9 protein-coding genes are annotated in these 18,294 nt (G+C 50.8%); 3 read left to right on the top strand and 6 right to left on the bottom strand.

Annotated elements, in window-relative coordinates; genetic code table 11:
- The first annotated feature begins 175 nt into the window (after nt 1-175).
- Entirely contained in the window at nt 176-646 is a 471-nt protein-coding gene (locus NNL21_RS11785) for a MarR family winged helix-turn-helix transcriptional regulator (RefSeq protein WP_204819614.1), read from the top strand.
- A gap of 161 nt (nt 647-807) precedes the next feature.
- On the opposite strand, the gene NNL21_RS11780 is transcribed toward NNL21_RS11785, so the two are convergent.
- Together NNL21_RS11780 and NNL21_RS11775 are read right to left on the bottom strand one after the other, a co-directional pair.
- The gene (locus NNL21_RS11780; protein WP_204819181.1) at nt 808-4,503 is read right to left on the bottom strand and encodes a DUF5722 domain-containing protein; all 3,696 of its coding nucleotides are present in this window, start codon (nt 4,501-4,503) and stop codon (nt 808-810) included.
- Nucleotides 4,504-4,852: 349 nt separating this feature from the next.
- Nucleotides 4,853-9,358: a DUF5722 domain-containing protein gene (locus NNL21_RS11775; protein ID WP_204819180.1), complete on the bottom strand. Its 4,506-nt coding sequence runs from the start codon at nt 9,356-9,358 to the stop codon at nt 4,853-4,855.
- 806 nt (nt 9,359-10,164) lie between these two features.
- On the opposite strand from NNL21_RS11775, the gene NNL21_RS11770 reads away from it, so the two are divergent.
- Together NNL21_RS11770 and NNL21_RS11765 are read left to right on the top strand one after the other, a co-directional pair.
- A complete protein-coding gene (locus tag NNL21_RS11770; protein WP_204819179.1) occupies nt 10,165-12,099 on the top strand; it encodes a hypothetical protein in 1,935 nt (644 codons plus the stop codon).
- Between the two features lie 48 nt (nt 12,100-12,147).
- Entirely contained in the window at nt 12,148-12,432 is a 285-nt protein-coding gene (locus NNL21_RS11765) for a hypothetical protein (RefSeq protein WP_204819178.1), read from the top strand.
- A gap of 441 nt (nt 12,433-12,873) precedes the next feature.
- Here the strand turns inward: NNL21_RS11765 and NNL21_RS11760 are convergent, their stop codons facing one another.
- The 4 genes from NNL21_RS11760 to NNL21_RS11745 form a co-directional block, all read right to left on the bottom strand.
- Complete coding sequence (locus NNL21_RS11760) at nt 12,874-14,478, bottom strand: ADP-ribosylglycohydrolase family protein (RefSeq protein ID WP_204819177.1); 1,605 nt, start codon at nt 14,476-14,478, stop codon at nt 12,874-12,876.
- A 65-nt stretch (nt 14,479-14,543) separates the two neighbouring features.
- Nucleotides 14,544-15,440 carry a carbohydrate ABC transporter permease gene (locus NNL21_RS11755; protein ID WP_204819176.1) on the bottom strand — a complete coding sequence of 299 codons (897 nt, stop codon included), beginning with the start codon at nt 15,438-15,440 and terminating at the stop codon, nt 14,544-14,546.
- Between the two features lie 17 nt (nt 15,441-15,457).
- The gene (locus NNL21_RS11750) at nt 15,458-16,315 is read right to left on the bottom strand and encodes an ABC transporter permease (RefSeq protein WP_256555229.1); all 858 of its coding nucleotides are present in this window, start codon (nt 16,313-16,315) and stop codon (nt 15,458-15,460) included.
- 138 nt (nt 16,316-16,453) lie between these two features.
- Nucleotides 16,454-18,163, bottom strand: coding sequence for an extracellular solute-binding protein (locus NNL21_RS11745; RefSeq protein WP_204819175.1), 1,710 nt, complete (start codon nt 18,161-18,163; stop codon nt 16,454-16,456).
- Between the last annotated feature and the right edge of the window lie 131 nt (nt 18,164-18,294).

The raw sequence follows: 18,294 nt of genomic DNA, 5'->3' as shown, positions 1-18,294 counted from the left end.
TAGTTATTGAGGTTACTCACTAATTTATAATACTGAGGATACACACTATTGTCAACCTCATTGAAGGCCGTAAGTGGCGCGGTCAGCATAACCCCGTTATAATGTAGTATTAAGTAGGTTTGCAGCTGAAGATTGTATCCATACCTGACTTGCAAAGGAGCCGAGATCTATGATCATCCCTTCCAATGATCCTTCAGCGATTGATGTGATTCATGTATTGGTGCGAACAACGCATTATATCCAGAGAGAATTTACGGCGCAAATCTCTTCACTTGACCTGCCTTTTCACATATCCGGCCCCCGTCTGCGCCTTCTGTCTATTGTGTCCGAAGCAGGTAAGATCCGTATGAGTGAATTAGCGGCGAAGCTGGGAATTGCAGCACGTACCGTAACCGACTTTGTCGATGCCCTGGAGAAAGATAACCTTCTTATCCGAATTCCCGATCCTACTGATCGTCGAGCCACCCTGCTGCAGCTTACCGAGCTAGCGCAAGCTAATATTAGTCAGGCTCTTGCTATTCAAGCAGAAATTGCAGAGAAGCTAATCGAGAATCTATCTCCGGAGCAGCGCAAGCAGCTTCTTGACTTATTCTTCCTTCTGATTGAGGAGAAGGATCTATCCGATCCTTGCGAATCATTAACCTAGCCGCGGGGCAGCCAGTTATAGCGCTCATAACGAAAGAAGTGTGCAAGCCAATGAGGCCTGCACACTTCTTCCGTTTAGCGGCAGCTCAGAAGGTCAATAAACCTTGATGCAGACCGCTTGCTATGAACGTGATGCGAACGAGATTAATGAACATTAGACGTCTACTTGATATTCACTAGAATGAATTTCTCTTTGCCCGCAAACTTCACCGTTATGATGACGTTTCCTTTCGCGAGCGCCGTGATTTTGCCTCCTTGAACCGTGGCTAGCTTAGGCACATTCGACGACCAGTCCGCATAAGCGGTTACCACCTGGCTCGAGTTATCCATAAACGCGGCCGATAATTGAACCGAGGCAGACGCACCAGGCGTCAGCTGCACGTTATAGGCGGACGCATTAATCGACCTCAGATCCGTCTTGTCTACCACGGCTAGGAAGCTTGCTTGCTTACCGCCGTAAGACACCGTGATGACCGAAGTTCCTTCCGTGCTGCCGGTCTGGAGGGATTGACCCGTAACTCCTACGACACTGGCATTGCTGCTCTGATAAGATGTACCCTTGTCGCTGGTAATCTCCTTCTCTTTGCCATCCTCATAGACAGCATAGACCTTCATCGCAACCGGTTGATTCGTCTTGAGAACGGCGTAATTCTTTTCTGTCCTTAAGCTTACAACTTGCTTCGGTGGTGTGACGGATGCATGGAAGCCGATGTCATCAATCAGGAAGGAACCCGTCCACGGCTGCGGACTCGGCGTACTGATCCATACTTTGATCCGGTCGACAGCACCTGCCCCGCTCCAATTCTGCAGATTCAATGCGATCTGGTTCCAGTTCTGCGGATTGAGTTCTGCTGTGCCTTCTGTTATATTCTTGCCGCTGTACAGCTTCACCTTGGCATAATACTTCTTGCTCGCATCCGCATTCGGAACCTTCACGGCCAACGTCAAATTCGGCGCTTGGGTCGCATCGATCGGCTCAGGGAACCGCACATCCGCTCCCTTCCACTTCAACGCGGAGTAATCGCTGAAATTCACTCTGAGTGACTGCTTGCCCGTGTTGGCATCTTGATCCGTGACTGCGATCGAGGTCGCATTGTCCGCCGCAAGCCAGCTGCCCACGCCGTTCTCGAAGCCCTCTACCTGCAGTGGATCACTCGCTTCATTCCCTACGCTTACTGGGCTTACCGACGGTTCGTCCCGGTCAGCCAGCATCGAAGGGTCGAATCCGGGAATAACATCCTCCCAGTTTGCAATGCCGATGACCGACTTCGCAAATTCCGTCGCTTCAAGGGATTTGTCCGTGTCGATATATTTGAACACATCGTAGACGGTTTTATGCTCAAACGGTGAATTACCGGTGCCCGGGACGACGGTCCACAGCCCCAGATTCAAGCCGCCCTCCTGCGCATGATCGACATGACGGTGCAGGATGAACGAATCGATGCCGTCGAGAAACTTGATTTTGTAATAAGCATACGCATAGGCCGCCGCCTGAATAAGCTGATCTTGCTCCGAGGTCGTCATGCTGTTCAAGCCTTGCTCAGACAGAATGATGCGGCGCATTTCCCCGTCGTACAGCAATTTGTTCTGCTGCAAGTATTGTACGAGCACCTGCAGGTTCTTGAATGTAATCCGCACGGTATTGAAGTCGTTCGTCGGGGTTGAATCATTCCAGAATCTCGCATCGAACAGATTCTCCGGATACGGATGGAAGGCCATGTTCCAATTGAAGTTGCCTTCGGCTTGCGCCAGCTCGTTCAGCATATCGACAATCACTTTATTGTCGTACTTCCAGAGCGCCTCCATGGAAATTTCTTCGTTCCAGAAATGGTCCAGAGAGATATACGACCGCGCATTGGCGTAACGGCTCTTCGCGATCGTATCGATCAGACGCAGCGTTTGCGTATATTCACGCACATACTTATCGACCGTCTTGGGCCCCATATTGTTCCACACCTGGTTCTGGCCGACCTCATTGCCAACGATGAAACCGACTGCCCGGCCGTAGGCTTCATCCGGCCGTGAATAGCGCTCGGCAAGGAACGTCGTGATTGCCTTGACGTATTTCACGCCGACCTCATTCTGCGTATTCAGCGCATACACGATTCCGCCCGGCTGGGAATCGGGGTGAATGAGCTGCGCGTTAGGCGTATCCCCTGACAGGTCGCGGTACATGATCAGAATCAAGTTGACAATCGTATCATTGTCGGACAAGCTCTTGATTTGCGAATCCAAGTTGTTGACCGTATTTTTCTTGAAATAGAACGTTTCGCCATCGACCACATACGGAATGGTATTGCCAGGATTGCTGTTCGCGGCGTAGAGCATGGCATTATAAGAGACGTTGATGGCCGCATGGCTGACGCCAAGCTCCTCGGCGTCGTCTGTCATCTGCACTTGAAGCCCTTTAATGCTCTTCGCTTCCGGGAACGGCTCCTGGTTCGGCGCCAGCTTCTCGGCGTTCGTAATATAGTGAGGCGCATCAACCAGCGTGTACTCTCCCGCCGCGTTACGGGAAGCGACAGCGAACTTGGAGTAGAGCCGGTTATGATTGCCGTCCTTGAGGGCGATATCGAAGGAGAACTCCGCCGCGATATCCTGCTCGGCAAGCGGGGCATAGCCCGTCAGGTTAGCAGCATCCGCATACGTAGGAAGCTCGAAGATCGCGAGCTTGTCTTCCGCATGTGCGGCCAGGAACTCCGGCTTCACTGTGCCGGAAATCGTAATGCCGCCGCCGTCATTGATAATGGAAGCCGTAATTTTACCTTCGTACGGCTTCTGGGCAGGCGGGAACTTCTTGAAGCGGATTTCATCGAACGCAACCGAACCGCTGTCAGCCGGAGCATAGATACGGAACTGCTTGATCATGCCTGACCAGCCCGCCATGTCCGACATATTGAAGTCGATCGTCTGCGCGCTTGCGTCCGGTTCAATATCGAATTCCTTGGACTTCGCATCGTCCCATGACGGATCGGTTTCGGTAATCCAGGACATCTTCACCTTGGAGCCGGCAGTATGGTTATCGAGGTTGACCGACACGCCGTTCCGGGTTTCCGTATCGATATGCAGTACGGGGGATTCAACATATGCGCCCGCGCCGCCGATACCAAAGGTTGCTTTGCCTCCGGCAGTGGATAACGTTCCTTCGCTGGCAATGAATCCTTCCGAATCTCCGTCACGCGAGAATCTCATATCCATCGTGTTGGTCGCCATAATGTAATCAATCTGGAACTTGCCGTCCCAGAAATCATAGCCGGGCGCGCCTGGGCTGAGTCCTTCCAGATCGAAGTTCAGCACGAAGGAGATTTCCATCTTCGTAATCGCATTGCGCTGCTCCCAAGGTGATATGTCGATAAAGACGCGGGACCACCGGTCGCTGTTTGTCTTGGCAATGGATTCATAGACGTCTTCCCCGCTGTAGAGACGCACCTTCATAAAGTATCCCGTTGCCTGCCATCCCCAGGAGTTGGCCGCGAAGGCGAGATACCGTTGGGCGGACAGATCGAGCGGCGTGGAGAAGTCGCGGTAAATCGTTCTCCATTCGTAGGCCTTCACTTTATCCGGTGTCTGCTCCAACGTTCCTGACCCTTCGAATGGCCCGCCAGGGCCGTTCAGAAGGAAGGTCGTATAATCAATCGCATTGGTGTTGACGCCTTTCTGCCACATCGCCACCTGAGATGCCGTATTGAAATCATTGATAATGACATCAGGGTAAAATTCCGATCCGCCCGACACATGGCTGGACTGCTGCAAATCCGGGTCATAAGGACCCGCGAAAGCGGTTGCAGCACTAAATATTAGCTGAAGCAGCAGAGCAGCTGCAAGAGCGCCCGACATAACCTTTACACGTCTCTTCATACTTGAATTCCTCCCGCAACAAATTTCTCCTTTTGTCCGATTCATGGTGCTCATGCGATCCACTAAGAATACTTATCGACAATAAAGATCACAACAACAGATCATTTGTCTACCATTCACCACCCTATTTATATTATTTTTCCATTACGTATACATCGTATAATAAACAGTATATTAAAACAATATTATAGTTTCTTTTATCTGGTTCTAATTACTCTTTTATCCTCTTAGTTGAATACCGTCAATAAGGAAACGGCAGCCCCGCAAGGTCACCCCCTTGGAGCTGCCGTTTCTTTCTAACCCGGTACCGGCAAAGCCAGGCACCACCGCTCGCGCACAGAAGCGGTCGTTACTTGATATTCACCATAATGAATTTTTCTTTGCCCGCAAACTTCACCGTAATGATGACGTTTCCTTTCGCATGTGCCGTGATTCTGCCGTCTTGAACCGTGGCCAGCTTGCTTACGTTCGACGACCAGTCCGCATAAGCGGTAACAACCTGGCTCGAGTTATCCATGAACGCGGCCGATAATTGAACCGTGGCGGACGCGCCTGGCGTCAGCTGCACGTTATAGGCCGATGCATTGATCGCTCTCAGATCCGTCTTGTCCACCACAGCCAGGAAGCTCGCTTGCTTGCCGCCGAAGGTAACGGTGACGACCGAAGTCCCTTCCTTGCTGACCGTACGAAGCGACTGCCCTTGGACGGTTACGACAGTAGCATCACTGCTCTGATAGACGGCGCCGGCATCGCTGCTGATCTCCTTCTCTTGCCCGTTATCATACAGGGCATACACTTTCATCGCGAACGATTGATCCGTCTTCAGGACGGAATATTTCTTTTCCGTTCGCAAGCTTACGACTTTCGGCATTACTTTGGTATAGCCGATATAGTCCAGCTGAATCTCAGGATTCCAAGCCAAATTATTGCCAACGGCGCGGAACGAGATTTCGATGCGGGTCACCTGATTGCGATGCTCCCAATCCGCTACGCCCATGCTGATTCGATTCCACTTGTCCGAGGACATCGGCGCAGTAGAGGTGATATTTTCATTCCCGCTGTACAAGGTCACCTTCGTCTCATACGTAGCGTTTGGTACGCCGCCATAGGAGTTAATGTGATAGAAGAATTGTTCGGCACCGCTCAGATCAAGCGGCGATGCCGGCGTTACCTCGAACGTCTTCCAAGCAGTAGCGGCCACAATGCTTGATCTCGCATTCAGCGAGTAGCTGCCTAATATCGGCTTGGTCGGACCATTCGGGAATGATTCAACGACTGTTGGGCTGACTAAATTCGTCTTAGCCTGCCATCCTTGTGTTGAACCTTCAAAGTTGTAGAGCAATTTCTCATTCTCCGGAATGCTTCCTTCGCCCGTTTCTTTCACGGTACCCAGAACTTTATCGATCGTCCAGCCTCCATATGAGAACGAAGCCGAGATCGAACCTGAAGAAGGAGGGGTAAACTTCGTTACGGTAAGTACGAACTTCCGGCTTTCACCGGCTTCGATCCCACTGACTTGCAGAGCAGACGAATCGAATTCGAGATGCCCTTTCCCCGAGACGGCAACTTCGCCATTCAGCGTCTGATTGTCACGGTTCGTAATGTTGACTTCAATCTGTGCGCCATCAGCCAATTGCGGCGACAGCAGCTTCGTGACGATTTCCATATTCCCTTTGGTCGGATCCTTCACGACGGTTTGATGGAAACCGATTTCATCGATCAGGAACGATCCCGTCCATGGCTGCTGGATCGGAGAACTGACCCATACTTTAATCCGGTCGATGGCGCTTGCTCCGTTCCAGCCTTCCAAGTTCAACGCGATATGATTATACTGCAGCGGATCAAGAACGACCGTTCCTTCCGTAATGTTCTTCCCGCTGTACACTTTCACTTTGGCATAGTAGGTTTTGCTGGCATCCGCTCCCGGAACCTTCATAGCCAACGTTAAATTCGGCGATTGCGTCGCATCGATTGGCTCAGGGAATCGCACATCCGTTCCCTTCCAGTTCATTGCGGAATAGTCGCTGAAATTCACTTTAAGCGCATGAGTGCCTTTAAAGGCATCTTGGTTCACAACCGCTATCGACGATGCATTGTCCGCTGCCAGCCAACCGTTCATACCATTCTCGAAGCCTTCCAGCTGCAGCGGGCCGCTTGCCTCCTTCACGAAGGAAACGCCGCTTTGGGACGGCTCTACACGATCGGCCAGCGCCGATGTATCGAAGCCCGGAATGACGTCTTCCCAATTTGCGATCCCGATGACCGACTTGGCGAAGTCCGTAGCCGCAAGCGATTTGTCGGTATCGATATATTTGAACACATCGTAAACCAGCTTATGCTGATTCGGCGAGCTAATGCTGTTCTTCACAGCTGTCCACAGCCCCAGATTCAAGCCGCCCTCCTGCTCATGGTCGACATGACGGTGCAGGATGAATGAATCGATGCCGTCGAGGAACTTGATCTTATAATAGGCGTATGCGTAAGCAGCCGCTTGAATAAGCTGATCCGGCTGAGAGTCGGTCATGCTGTTCAAGCCCTGCTCGGACAGAATGATCCGGCGCATATTCCCATCGTACAGAAAGTCTTGCTGCTGCAAGTATTCCACAAGCACCTGCAGATTCTTGAACGTAATCCGTACGGTGTTAAAGTCGTTCGTAGGAGATTGATCATTCCAGAATCTCGCATCGAACAGATTTTCCGGATACGGATGGAAGGCCATATTCCAATTGTAATTGCCTTCTTCCTTGGCCAGCTTGTTCAGCATATCGACAATGACTTTATTGTCGTACTTCCAGAGCGCATCCGCAGAAAGCTCTTCGTTCCAGAAGTGATCAAGAGAGATATAAGACCTCGCGTTCGCATAATGGCTCTTCACAATCGTGTCAACCAACCGAACCGTTTGCGCGTATTCCCGTACATATTTATCGACCGTCTTCGGCCCCATGTTGTTCCATACTTGGTTCTGTCCAACCTCGTTGCCGACGATGAACCCGACTGCCCGGCCATGCGCCTCATCTGGCTGCGAATAGCGGTCTGCAAGAAATGCCGTAACGGCCTTGACGTATTTGACACCCATCTCATTCTGTGTATTCAAAGCGTAAACGATTCCGTTCTCTTGCGAATCCGGGTGGATAAGATACTTGTTAGGCGTATCGGCTGACAAGTCCCGGTACATTAACAGAATTAAATTGACGATCGTGTCATTGTCAGACAAACTCTTGATTTGCGAATCTAGCTGGCTGACGTAGTTCTTCTTGAAATAGAAGGTTTCGCCATCAACCACATATGGGATCGTGTTGTCCGGATTGCTATTTGCGAGGTATAGCATAGCATTATAGGAAACGTTGATCGCCGCATGGCTGACGCCAAGCTCCTCAGCATCGTCCGTCATTTGTACTTGAAGCCCTTTAATGCTCTTCGCTTCCGGGAACGGCTTATGATTCGTTGCCAGCTTCTCGGCATTCGTAATATAATTCGGCGCATCAATCAGCTTATATTCCCCATCCGCGTTCCGCGTCGCAACGGCAAATTTGGAATACAGCCGGTTATGATTGCCGTCCTTAAGACTAGCATCAAAAGAGAATTCAGCCGCAATATCCTGCTCAGCCAGCGGTGTATACCCAGTCAGATCGTTAGCGCTCGCATAGGTTGGGAGCTCGAAGAGCACGAGATCTTCTTCGCCATGCTCCGCCACGTATTCCGGTTTCACCGAACCGGCGACCGTAATACTGCCGCTGTCATTCAGCTGGGCTGAAATATCGCCGTCATAAGGGATCTCGATCGGCGCGAACTTCTTGAAGCGGATCTCGTCAATCGCAATCGAACCGCTGTCAGCCGGAGCCAGAATGCGGAACTGCTTGATGGTGCCCGCCCAGCCCGCCGCGTCCGACATATTAAAATCAAGGGTTTGTCCGTTGGTGTTTGGCGCAAGGTCGAATTGCTTCGTCTTGGCATTATTCCATGTCGGATCCTCTTCGGTAATCCAGGCTACCTTCACCTGGGATCCAGAAGTCATATTATCCAATGCTACGGACATTCCGTTCCGGGTATTGGTGTCGATTCGAATCATCGGCGACTCGATATAATCGCCCGCTCCACCGATTCCGAAGGTCGCCTTGCCTCCTGCAACGGAGACGGCTCCTTGGCCGGCAGTGAAGCCTTCCGAATCCCCGTCACGGGAGAATCTCATATCCAGTGTATTGGTCGCCGTAATGTAATCGATCTGGAACTTGCCGTCCCAGTTGTCGTAGCCGGGTGCTCCGGGAGCGATTCCCGCCAAGTCGAAGTTCTGCATGAACGACAGCTCCATCTTGGTGATAGCCCCGCGCTGCTCCCATCCGGATATATCGACAAAGACGCGATTCCATCGGTCATTGAAGATCTTCGCGACGGATTCGTATACGTTATCTCCGCTATGAAGACGAACCTTCATGAAATAATCTACAGGCTGCCAGCCCCATGAGTTCGCCGCGAAAGCAAGGTAACGCTGTCCAGATAAATCAAGCGGCGTGGAGAAATCGCGGTAGATCGTTCTCCATGTGTATACCTTTACCTTCTCCGGTGTCTGCTCCAGAGTTCCATCACCCTCGTATGGGCCGCCTGGTCCGTTCAGAAAGCTGGTTACATAGTTAATTGCTTTCGTGTTGGCGCCATTCTGCCATGTGGCCACATCTGCCGCAGTGTTGAAATCGTTAATGATGAGGTTAGGGAAAAAATCCTGAGCGTTGAAAACATTGCTCGTTTGTTTTAATTCAGGCTCATACGCTCCCGCGAAAGCGGTTGCAGCACTGAATATTAGCTGGAGCAGCAGTGCCGCAGCAAGAGCTCCGGATGTTACCTTCACACGTCGTCTCATACTTACTAACCTCCGTTACACGCATTTTCTTACTTCCACTGGCTGTGCGTTACTTAATCCGCCAAAGAATTCTTTAATGGGATTAAGATCATGATTAAGCTCTATATCCTGCGGATCACCGCCCTTTTACTATTATTTTACTATTACGTATACATATTATTATAAATGGTATATTAAAACAATCTATTAATTTTGATTTTTCAAGTATTTTCGCAGCATTATCCTCCTATTGAATCCCCGAAAAACCAGATAAACTCTATGAATTTCAGCATTAATTCATGATAATCATCCTTCAGACCCAGCATATACCTTGGAGAATCGACAAATTATATCAATTACATATTCTTCTTTATTTCATATCTTTATTCCTAAAAATGGATAATTAAATGATATATTTCGTCATAAAAACAGATATAAATTATTATTTTACCAATCTTCGACACCATTCTCCGACATGAAATAGGACGGATATCCTGCTTCTATTTGCTTACTTCTTCACTCTTCTATATCTAAATCAGGAAATCGATAACAGACCGCTGAACATTGCGCCAGCCGGCCGGCTTCACGCTGACCAGAAGATGAATCCGGTCCGGAGGATCTTTTTCTATTGAAGTATTTATGAAAGAGGACTAGAGTAAAGGAGAGCACATGGTAACCGCTTCCATGTGTATCAAGGATAGGGAAGGGAGGCTGCCTGCTAATCATTCACTTAGGAGAGGGAGGGCTTCACTGATTTGGTGCCTGGCAAGCGGGAGGCTTGCCGCACATCGCACACCCATACCAATCATAGAAAAGAGGGAACGGTTATGCGTGAAAACGACTTGCCGATATTCAAGCAGCACGGACGCTTGTCCCTATTCGTATTGAAAGCTTCTTTTCTTGTGATCGCCTTTATTTGTGCATTTCTATTCACCAGCGCAACGGCCAAAGCAGCGGATTATTATGTAGACTGCTCGGCAGCCGTGAACGGCACAGGCACTCTGGCCTCCCCTTATCAGGGCTTCGCCGATATTAATGCGATCGGGACGCTATCCGCAGGAGACCGGGTGCTGCTTAAGAGCGGCGTCACCTGCAATCAACAGCTGACTGTGACCGGTCAAGGCACCGCTTCAAGCTTTATCGAAATCAGCAGCTATGGCGGATCGGACAAAGCTAAGATTATACGTAACGGCCTGGAATCGGATCGAGCCATTAAGCTGAGCAATCCAAGCTTTTGGAAAATTAACAATCTTGAGATTGGCCAAGCTGGTACAGGCATACTCGTTACGTTCTCTACGGCGGGCCATACGAATTTATTTTTCACCGACTTGTTCTTCCATGACATCAAGGGTATTCATCAGGGATCCGGGAGCGGCAATAATGTGACAGGCGATGCCATCTGGAACTCGGCAGGCATTGAATTCACCTCCAAGACCTTCGACAGCGGCCATCCCGCCAGCACGTATATTGTCAATAACGTGACGTTCGATAGTATCGTTGGGACGCGTAACCTCGATACGATCTCGATTGACTGGTACAATTCAGCCTACATGGTCGCAACCGGGCATAAAGCAGCCGAGAATATTATCATGAAGAATCTCCATTTCTATGATAATGATGCAGGCGGCGGAACGGCAACGGGCTGCGACGACAACGTAAGACTAACCTCCGTACGATATCTTACCTTAATCGACTCCAACTTCCATAACAATGCAGCCTGCTTCTCCGCAACCGGAACAGCCGCCCTCTATATGGCGTTCGTTGAAGATACCTACATTCTGAACAGCATCTTCACCGGCGTTCCGTACACGACAAATCCCAGCAATTCCAGCCAATTATCACCCGACCGGGTCGCCTTCGACTATGAATGCTGCACGAACAACCTGCAAATCAATAATAACTACATCGCCAACAATGCGGGAGCAGGGATATCGTATCTGGCGATTCATCCCGGATTGGGGCTGGAAACGAACAGTGTAGCGGCCGGGAACTCCTTCATAAACAACGGCGATGGCTCCTTCCGGCGTGCAGGCACTTCGGATACGCCGACAGGCGTGATTCGCGACAATTTCTACTATGAGCCAAGAAACTTCTTGTATCAGGACGGCGCGAATTACAGCGGCTTTATACAAAGTAACAACCTCGCCATAGCGGTTCCATCCAGCATCTATCATTCCTCCTACCAATTCACCGGCACGCAAGGCGAGAACAATTGGTTCTATCAGCACTACAACGGCACAGCCTGGAACAACCTCGGCTACTATGACAGCACGAAGGAACTGTGGATGCCGTCAAGCACGGTTAATGTACCGCAGATCGGCCGATTTGGCATGCATCCGGATGCAGGTACAGCATCTATTACAGCTCGCGTGTGGAAGGCACCGGTTACGGGAACGGTCAGTATCCGCGGGCGTATTCTAAAGTCGGTCACGACAGGCGGAGATGGGGTTGCGGCACGGATTACGAAGAACGGTACCCAAATTTGGCCGGCAAGCGGATCGCAAACCGTGAATTATAACAACATGTTCGGCGTGGAATCCAGTTTGAATAATATTACGGTTAGTGCAGGCGATCTCATTCGTTTCGAAATTACGAGCGGCGCAGCTGGCGCTAATCAGTACGACAACACCAGCTGGACGCCGGCCGTAGCTTATACCACTGCCACTAACCTCGCTAAGGAATGGGATTTCAATACCAGCGGCTACAGAGAGGGCTGGGCCAATACGAATCAGATGAGCAGCACCGTGGCCGGAGGATCCTAGACGATTAATTCCAGCGGTGGTGATCCCTATTCCATTGGACCGGATACGATGAATATGGCATCGAGCTACCGTTACATGAAAATCAAGCTGAAGAACAATACGAGTGATACCGGCGCTAAGTTTTTCTTCACGACGACCTCGAATACGGCATGGAACGAAGCCAAGTCCGTTACCTTCACGACAGGGGCTTCGATGAGCGGATACACCGAATACACGATTGATATGGGCGCGAATTCCTTATGGACCGGTACGATCAAGCAGCTGCGCTTCGATCCGTTCTCGACGACAGGAACCATGAATGTTGACTACATTCGGTTATCGAATACTCCGTAGCCAATTGCCAAAGATAGCCTTTTAACAGACTCTATCGATCATGGTATTGGGGATGTATCTCCCTCCGGTTGCTGTTGGACTCGTGAAATTGGATAGGTAAGCTCGCCGCAAGGAGATTTCACGATTCCAAAGGCAAACGCTGGCGCTCCTTCAGGAGATACACCCTCTCTTATCTTTATCGATTCGTGAAAGTAAAACTACCCAGCCTCTTACATTCTATATCGATCATGGTATGGGGGATGTATCTCCCTCCGGTTGCTGTTGGACTCGTGAAATGGGAATAGGTAAACTCGCCACAAGGAGATTTCACGATTCCAAAGGCAAACGCTGTCGCTCCTTCAGGAGATACATCCTCTCATTTCTGTATCGATTCGTGAGATTAATTGAAAAAATGGTGGCGCAGGAATAATTCCCTGCACCACCATTGCTTTTGCCCCCGTACTAAATTATCGAACGAATCATGTGGGCTGCCGGTGCCTTCGAACGATCTTCCGCAGCGGATATTGCTTGTCCTCCTGCCTGTGGCACATTCAACAGCACGACGGGAACGAGTCCCTTCGTCGGCCGCCCGGCCGACGTAATCTCGATAATCAGATCATACCGCGGTTCCTTCAGAGCAAGAGGCGTCAGCTCGAAGAAAAGCTCGGTATAGCCGACGTTGCAATGATACTGCTCCAGCGGCACACTGATGTTCTGTCCCGGAGATACGGTCCATCCTTCGGGCAAATGCCACTTGACGTTCAGCCACTGCTGCATGAACAGTTGGTTGTCCAGCACAAGGCGGAACCTTCTCGGTTGATCCTCCGATACATAAGGTTCGCTGAGATAATCCAGATAGACGGAAAAGATTTGAAAGTCGTAATGGACCATAAACGGACTTTGCTTGAGCAAATCGGACGTTTCCCGATAAACCCAGCAATTCACCCGGCTCGGATGATTATAGAGGTCCTTGCCTTCCTTGGTTTCGATCGTGTACCCTCGTTCCGCATGAACAAAGTCGCAACGCTCGCTACCCAGGAAAATCGGCGCCACCTTCAGAATGCGATCCGTCAGCTCCGTCACCGTCTTCGGAATTCGCACGCCTTGGTCGGTCAAGCTGATGCACAACGTCTTGATCTCGTCTCCGATCGGCTCCAGCCATTCCGAGGGTATGCTCTCCGTCTCGCCGATGATCCCCATAATGGCGCCGACGGTTGCAGCCGTACAGTCTGTGTCTTCGCCGCAATTATTCGCGATGCAAATGCTTTTGCCAAAGTCGCCTTCTCCGTACAGCCAGCCTATGATCGTAATCCCGACATTGCTTGGCGCATCCCAGCCCATATCTCCCACGGGAACTTCATCCGTCAGCTGATCGGGCATCATCCCGATAATGCCGAAGCTGCCTGGTAGCTCCGTCAGCAGCCGGATGCGCGCCTCCTGCCAGCTCAGCCCTGAGCGGTAGCATTCCATGACCAGCCGTACCGCCCTCGCCGCTCCGCAATCATCCGGCAGATACGAGAGTCCGATCTCAATCAACGTAAACGTATCGCTCTCCACGAAAGCAGCGCTTTGAATGGCCGCGAAGAATACTTCGGCATACACACCCTCGTGGCTGTGATCGACGACCGCATCCTCGAAGGCGTATTTCACGGCCAGATCCGGATGGCCGGGGGCGAGACAAGCCCATATCTCCGAACGGATATAGGCACCGTTGCTGTCGCGGAATTTATTATTCACATAGCCGGAGAGCGGAGGCACGATCCCCATCCGCATGTTGCTCTTCCCTGCGCCGTATTCCGCCCAGTTCGGCGTAATGTACGACAGCCAATATTCACCCAGGATCCGGGAATTGACCGTCTTGCCGTATTTCTCCACCGCATTCAACCATACCAATTGCAAATCCAGGTCGTCGTTCGGCAGAACGCCTTGAGACAGATCATGGGTATAGTAGGACACGTCGAGCACGCCGCGTTTGCACTCGAAAGGGGCTCCGAGCGTCCCGCCAACGTTTTTGCCAATCCAACATCCCCGTAATTTACTCTTATATTGATCCAATGTAAGCTTCATTTGTCGCACCTCTTGTTCTCGATCTGGTTTTTGTTAGCCTTCCGGCATGCAGAAGGTCTGTCAGGCTAGCCTTTCACGCTGCCCAGCACGATGCCCTTCATGAAATATTTTTGCAGAAAAGGATAGAGCACGAGCACAGGCAGCGCAGCCATGAAAATCTGTGAAGCCTTGGTTGTACGGTCGGATACCTCCGCCAGCGCCTTCATATCCTCCGCGGTCAGGTTGCCTCCAGCGGTGAACAGCTCCGTACTGACAACTAGCGTCTGCAGATACGTCTGCAGCGGATAATTCGTCGGTGAGTTCATATAGATCAGCCCATCGAACCAGGAATTCCACTGGCCTACGCAGGTAAACAGCAGAATGGTCGCGAGTGCGGGCATCGATATCGGAACCATGATTTTCCACAACAGCTTCCAATGGGTGCAGCCGTCAACAAGTGCAGCTTCCTGGATTTCCTTCGGCGTACCGCGAAAGAAATTGAGCAGCAGGACGATATTAAACACCGCCACGGCACCTGGGAGCACGAGCGCCCAGATCGTATCGAGCATATGGTAGTTTCGAATCACCATGTAAGTCGGAATTAATCCCCCGCTGAACAGGATCGTCACGAAGAAGAACCATACATAGAAGGTACGCATCGGAAACTCCGTCCGCTCCTTCGACAGCGGATACGCCGAAATAATGACCACTACTAAACTGATGACCGTTCCCAGCACAACCCGCTCCACGGAGACGAGAAGCGACTGGAGAAATTCCGGTTTGGACAGTGCATACTTATAGGAGCTCAGCGTAAAATCAACCGGCCACAGCTTGACCTCACCCGCCGTTGCCGCCGAGCTGGAGCTAAACGACAGCGCGAGTATGTTAATGAGAGGAAGCAAGCAAACAATGGCCAAGGCGATCAGAAATACATTATTGCAGATCAGAAAAACTTTACGTCCAAATGAAATATTGATATCCATGGCGGCCTTTCCTTTCCTTAGAAAATACGGTAACCGGCTAATCGGTAAGCCAGCCAGTACGAGGCTCCAACAAAGATTAAAGAGACCACCGATTTGAACAGGCCGACAGCTGTTGCTACCGCATACTGGGCATCGATAAGACCAAGCCGATAGACGAAGGTGTCCAGAATATCCCCTGTCCGGAAGACCAGCGGGTTATACAGATTGAACACTTGATCGAAGCCCGCATTCAATACGCCGCCGAGACCCAGCGTCGCAAGCAGTACAATGATCGGCAGCATGCCCGGCAGCGTCACATGGATCGTCTGCTTCCATCTGCCCGCACCATCCATTACGGCTGCTTCGTAGAGGGTCGGATTGATGCTGGTCAGTGCAGCCAGATACACAATCGTGCCGAACCCGAATTCCTTCCATACATCTGTGACGACCAATACATAAGGAAACAGCTTATCATTGCCCAGAAAAAATAACGGCTTCATGCCAAACCAGCTCATCACCTCATTGAGCAAGCCATGCGAGGGGGAGAGAATATCGATCAGAATCCCGCCGAGAATGACCCACGAGAGAAAATGCGGCAAATAGATAAGCGTCTGTACCGATCGCTTGATAGATGATTTCCGCACTTCATTCAGCAGCAGAGCCGTCACAATCGGCGCAATTTGACCGAAGATGATTTTCAGAAAGGCAATATAGATCGTGTTCCACAATACCTGGCCAATCCCAGGCATCTGGAGCATCATTTCGAAGTTTTCCCATCCTACCCATTTGGAGTCGAAGAAGCCTTTGGTAGGAATGAAATTCTGGAAGGCAATGACGATTCCGGCCATCGGGATATAATGAAACATGATCAATAGGATGATTCCAGGCACCAGCATCAGATGCAGGGGGAGATGCTTCTTCCAAGGTCTTCTCTTAACGGTCGCTGCTTGCACCGTCATCATTCCTTTCTATGCAGATGGAGTAAGGAAGGAAGCGAGCCAATCGTTAGACCCGCTTCCTCTCCATTCATCAGTCTATTGCTTCGCCTTATACCATTCATTGACCTCGGCAGTAATCGCATCCCCGCCAAATTTCTTCCAATCGGCAACAAACTTATCGAACTCGCTAATATCGGATTGACCCATAATAATTTTCGTAAAGCTCTCCAGCTTCATCTTATCGAGTGTGCTTTTCTTCGCTGTCATCGTCGGCGTGCTCGGTCCCGTATATTCGTCGACCAAGTACCTGTTATCCTTCACATAGTCGCTGACGACATTCATGCCGCCGCCGGGACCGGCCCACTTATAGGAAGACCAGGCTTGCCCTTCCTCATTGCTGTCTGCAAATTTGCCCGACAGCCACATTTGGTAGAGATCATAGTGATGCTTAACATCGGCAATCGGATTATCGACATACTTCCCGGCATCGACGGATTCCTGAACGCCCCGATGAATATTGATCAGCTCCAGCGGATCGCTAATGATGACAGCCGCGAATGCGGATACGTTAATTTCCTTGTTTTCCCCGCCGTACCAATAAGCGTCCAGACGCCCTTCCGGACCATACTGCTTCTCCACCGCAAAATTAAGCAGCTTCACGAGCGCTTCCGGATGCTCGAAGCCTTTGCGGACGACATAATAGTTCCCGACCGGGATACCACCGGAGGTGCTGGCAGGCTGATCATCGAAGGAAATCAGCGGATACGGCTTCCAATCCGACTTGTCCTTCTTGTAGTGATCCGTCAGCGGCCACCAGACGGCGCCCTCACCGGAATAGAACATGCCTGTTTTGTTGCCGGCAATCAGCTCGTAAGCTTTGGCCTGATCCTTGACGGCAAACTCCGAATCGATTAGACCTGCTTTGTACATATCCTGCAGCTTCTGCAGCGCCGGCTTGAGTCCGGGCTGAATATCCCCGGAGACCAGCTGGCCGGATTCATCCTTGACCCAGCGGCCCGGATACGCATGGAAGCTCTCGAAGAAGCCCATCAGTGAATTCATGTCCTTATTGATTCCGCCCAGCCCGATCGTGTCCTTCTGATTGTTGCCGTCCGGATCCTGATTGGCGAAGGCCTCGGCGATCTTGTATACATCCTCCATCGTCTTAGGCTCCGGCAAGTTAAGCTTCTTCAGCCAATCCTGCCTGATCCACAGCATCTGCGCTCCGGTGCCCGTGAAGGTAACGCCCGGCAGCGCTAGCAGCTTGCCTTCGAAGGTGGAGGCCTTCATCCCATTGCCGCCATCATTGTTAATGACCTGCTTCGTCTTATCCGAAGCATATTGCTCGAATACGTCCGTCATGTCCTCGACCATATCGGCATCGACCAGACGCTTCAGCTCATTGGCTGTCACCGTCAGAATATCCGGAATATCGCCGGATGCGATGGTGACATTCATTTTTTGCTGAAACTGGGTTTGCGGAACGCTCCACTTATTGATCAGCTTGATGCCCAGCTCCTCTTCATAGGAGCGGTACCAGATGTTATTATCAATGCTGTCACCCTTCTCAAACTTGATGGATGGCGGCAGTGACCTTACGGTTGTCACTTCAATCGGAGTTTCATATTTGCCAAGCGGATCGGCCTCAGCCGGCTTTTCTCCGGTATTCCCAGCCTCTTGGCTGTCGGTCGTGTTTTCTTTGCCTCCCGTGTTCCCGTTATTCGTCGTACTGCTGCATGCTGTCATAAAGAGAAGCATGACTGCTGCGGCAAAGATAAGATACCGCTTCAGACTCGTGTGATGCATGTTCAATCCCCCCATATGTGTAAACGCTATCACTTGCTTGAATCAAGTATAAGCCCGTTACCATCGACTCCGTAACAGGCCATTTCTTTACTTCGGCTTACCTATTTTTTACCTTTGTTTATGAACTCCCT

It is taken from the genome of Paenibacillus mendelii, assembly GCF_024498075.1.
Classification (GTDB): domain Bacteria; phylum Bacillota; class Bacilli; order Paenibacillales; family Paenibacillaceae; genus Paenibacillus_Z; species Paenibacillus_Z mendelii.
The sequence above is the reverse complement of the archived record's forward strand: the minus strand, read 5'-3'. Positions and strand labels throughout refer to the sequence as shown.

Coding starts and splice junctions, on each gene's coding strand:
- NNL21_RS11770 (WP_204819179.1), top strand. CDS start 10,165: ATGCGTGAAAACGACTTGCCGATATTCAAGCAGCACGGACGCTTGTCC.
- NNL21_RS11765 (WP_204819178.1), top strand. CDS start 12,148: ATGAATATGGCATCGAGCTACCGTTACATGAAAATCAAGCTGAAGAAC.
- NNL21_RS11755 (WP_204819176.1), bottom strand. CDS start 15,440: ATGGATATCAATATTTCATTTGGACGTAAAGTTTTTCTGATCTGCAAT.
- NNL21_RS11750 (WP_256555229.1), bottom strand. CDS start 16,315: ATGCTGGTGCCTGGAATCATCCTATTGATCATGTTTCATTATATCCCG.
- NNL21_RS11760 (WP_204819177.1), bottom strand. CDS start 14,478: ATGAAGCTTACATTGGATCAATATAAGAGTAAATTACGGGGATGTTGG.
- NNL21_RS11745 (WP_204819175.1), bottom strand. CDS start 18,163: ATGCATCACACGAGTCTGAAGCGGTATCTTATCTTTGCCGCAGCAGTC.
- NNL21_RS11775 (WP_204819180.1), bottom strand. CDS start 9,358: ATGAGACGACGTGTGAAGGTAACATCCGGAGCTCTTGCTGCGGCACTG.
- NNL21_RS11780 (WP_204819181.1), bottom strand. CDS start 4,503: ATGAAGAGACGTGTAAAGGTTATGTCGGGCGCTCTTGCAGCTGCTCTG.